5 protein-coding genes are annotated in these 2,869 nt (G+C 70.0%); all 5 read right to left on the reverse strand.

Annotated features, from left to right (window positions below; genetic code table 11):
* Positions 1–35: 35 nt before the first annotated feature.
* On the reverse strand, positions 36–440 hold the full coding sequence (ssb, locus tag G555_RS18060) for a single-stranded DNA-binding protein (RefSeq protein WP_051208465.1): 405 nt from the start codon (positions 438–440) through the stop codon (positions 36–38).
* A gap of 107 nt (positions 441–547) precedes the next feature.
* The gene (locus tag G555_RS0105035) at positions 548–733 is read right to left on the reverse strand and encodes a hypothetical protein (RefSeq protein WP_028708033.1); all 186 of its coding nucleotides are present in this window, start codon (positions 731–733) and stop codon (positions 548–550) included.
* Between the two features lie 128 nt (positions 734–861).
* Positions 862–1,017 (reverse strand): hypothetical protein, encoded by a 156-nt coding sequence (locus G555_RS22195; RefSeq protein ID WP_156887444.1) that lies wholly within the window; start codon positions 1,015–1,017, stop codon positions 862–864.
* Entirely contained in the window at positions 1,014–1,298 is a 285-nt protein-coding gene (locus G555_RS22200) for a hypothetical protein (RefSeq protein ID WP_028708034.1), read from the reverse strand. Before G555_RS22200 ends, G555_RS22195 begins: the two co-directional genes overlap by 4 nt.
* A gap of 451 nt (positions 1,299–1,749) precedes the next feature.
* A complete protein-coding gene (locus tag G555_RS0105050) occupies positions 1,750–2,841 on the reverse strand; it encodes an ImmA/IrrE family metallo-endopeptidase (protein WP_028708035.1) in 1,092 nt (363 codons plus the stop codon).
* Positions 2,842–2,869: the final 28 nt, after the last annotated feature.

The following is a 2,869-nucleotide window of genomic DNA, read 5'->3' on the forward strand; positions in this document are numbered from 1 at the left end:
GGCCGTCAGGCTCTCCCCCGCCCCGTCGCCACGCCTCAGCCCTCGCGGGTGTCGTCGGCCTCGTGGGCCTGGTTGTTGCTCCGGGTCGCCTTGGTGGCTCGCACGGTGTGGTAGCGCAGGCTGAACGACACCTCGTCGGCCTTGACGTGTTGCGCGGTGCGGTCCTCGCGCGTCTCCTTGTCCGCCCACCGGTCGGTCACGATGCTGCCGGTGACGTGCACGCGGTCGCCCTTGCCGCACGACTCGACGACGTTCTCAGCGAACGATCCCCAAGCCTGGACGCGGAACACGTTGGGCTCGGCGTCCTCCCAGCCCTGCCCGTCCTCGGTACGCCGGCGGCGGTTCTCGATGACGGTGAAGCGGGCGACGCCGCGGCCGCTGGGGGTGAATCGCAGCTCGGGGTCGGCGGCCAGGTTCCCGGCGAAGGTGATGGTGCTCATGGTGGGTGCTCCTTGTGGTTGGGCGGTTGGTCCGCCGTGTTGATGGTGTCAGTCTAGTCTAGTTGGTCAATGTTGTCTAGGCGGTTCGGCGTGTTTCCTTGGTCGATCTACTCCCCTCGCCAGTCGAAGGTGCGGGCCGCGCCTTGGCGGCCCCAGTGGTAGGCGTCGCGCTGCTGCTCCTCGGTGATCTGCTGGCCCTGGGCCAGGCGCACGGCGGCGCGGGCGGCGGCCGCCAGCTCGTCGAGGGTGCCCATCACCTGGGCCAGGGTCGGGGTGGTCTGCTGCTGGTCCATCTGTGTTGTCCTTCCGGTGCTCGTAGACTGGTGGGGTGCGTCCGGCGTGGTAACCGGTCGCCGTGTTGATGCCGTCCCCTCGGTTCGCCCTCGTGGCGTTGCCGGGGGGACGGTGCTTTTCGCGGGTGCTACTCGCTGGCTGGGCCGGTGCACCAGGGCAGGCACTCCTCCCCTGGCTCGGCTCCGCACTCCTCGCACGGGCGGTAGAGCGGGTCGCCTTCGCCGTCGTACAGCTCGGGATGCTGCTGTTCGTGGCTGAGGTGCTCGTCGCCTGCGTACATCACCGGGCCACCTCCTCGCCCATGAGCACGGCCACGGCGGCCGCGCGCCCTTCGGCCTCGACCTGCTGGGCGGTGACCAGACCACGGCTGAGCACCATGTCCTCTAGGGCGGCCACGGCGTCCCACGCCTCGCGGTCGGTGAACGCTCGTACATCGTTGACGATGACGTTCTGGCGGTGGGCGGACTCCCTGGCCTCGGGATCCACGGCTAGGCGAACCACGGCTCGGCCTGCTCGGCCGATCGCTTCGCGTCGTTCGGTGCTGATGTTCGGGTTCCAGGTCATGGCGTCCTCCTCGGTGTGGCGGGGGTGGTAGGTCCCCGGTTGGTCTGCCGTGTTGATAGTGTCAGTCTAGTCTAGTTGGTCAATGCTGTCTAGTAGTTGTGCGTGTTTTCTTGTTCATCTCGTTTCTTCGGCCCCTTCTCCCCCCGTCCCCTCTTAGCTGCCGAAGATGACGCCGGGACCGGTGCTGTCCAGGGTGGCCGTAGGCCATCGCGTGAGCGACGCGCAGCGCCCTTGACCGCACCGGGACCGGCGCGACAATGGCGGCGCAGGGGGCGGGGGAGTGAAGCCGGCGGATCGACGCGGCCCACCTGTCCAACTGACCCGTTAGGCCTCGCGCTCGATCACGAGTGCGAGGCCGTCGACCTGTTTTGGTCTGTGTGGTCTGGCTGGTCAAGAACGGGGGAGACGTGAACCGAGCCGGGGGTTCTCGCCCCGGCTCGGTTCGTCGCCCTTAGGCGGCTGCGAGCAGTTCGGCAGCGATCGCCTCGATGGGCTCGCCTGCCTTGGCGCGTCGCCAGGCCTCGCCCTTGGGCTCTAGGCCGGCCTCGCGCAGCGCGGCGGCTAGGGCCTTGTTGTCGGCCTTGGCTTGGGCCTTGTCGGCCTTGGCGGACCGGGTGAGGGTGACGTCTTCGGCTCCGAATGCGACGGCGGCCACGGCGTCGAGCACGTGGCATGAGCGCTCGTAGGCGACGGCGACGCGCTCGGGGTTGCGGGTCCACTCGGCCGCGTAGCGGGCCGATCCTCGGGCCAGCTCGCCCTGACCAAACGCGGTCAGCAGGCCGAACGCGACCGCTTCGGCTTCGGCTTCCATGTCGCCTCGGTGCTGTCCGGCGTAGGGCCGCTCGTCCTCGGCTCCGTGCAACAGGGCGTGGGCGACCTCGTGGGCCAGGGTCTCGACGGCCGCCCATCCGGCCAGGCCGCCATGCACGACGATTTGGCGGGTGGCATGCACGGTGTAGCCGCCCTCGGCCATGTCGCGGCCGCTGCGCTCAACGCTCCAGCCCTGGCCGGTGATCCACGCGGCGAGCCGCTCGAACACCTGGCGGGCTTCGCCCTCGGGCAGCTCGGGCGCTGCGAACGCGGCCGCGCCGGTCTGGCCGTCCTCGTTGATCACGTCGGCGGCGCGGTAGGTCTGCTCGATGCGGAACACGCGGCGTTCTTCGGCTCCGGGGGTGTCCTTGGTGGCCTTCTTGCCGGTGGCGGGGTCGATCCACATCGGCACGGGCCGCGACCACACGGCCAGAGCGCCACCGGTGGGGGCGTATCCGCGCTTGCTCCACACGTAGCGGGGGGCGATCTCCTCGGCGGCGGCGCGGATCGCGGCATCGAACGCGGCTTCGTCGCTGAGGCCTTCGGCCGCGAACCGTCCCCAGAGCTGGCAGACGATCAGGGCGTGGTTGTTGGGGGAGTAGGCCGGGTGACCCGAGCGCAGGCGCAGGGCGCGGGCCGCCATCGCGGCAGGCCATCCGGCGGGGTTGGCGATGAATGCGGCGACCTGCTCGGTCATCGCCTGGCGGGTGGCCTTGTGGTCGATGGTGCTCATGCGTGCTGCTCCTTCGGTGTGGTGGGGG

Origin of the sequence: Propionicicella superfundia DSM 22317 (assembly GCF_000423465.1) — a bacterium.
GTDB classification, from domain to species: Bacteria; Actinomycetota; Actinomycetes; order Propionibacteriales; family Propionibacteriaceae; genus Propionicicella; species Propionicicella superfundia.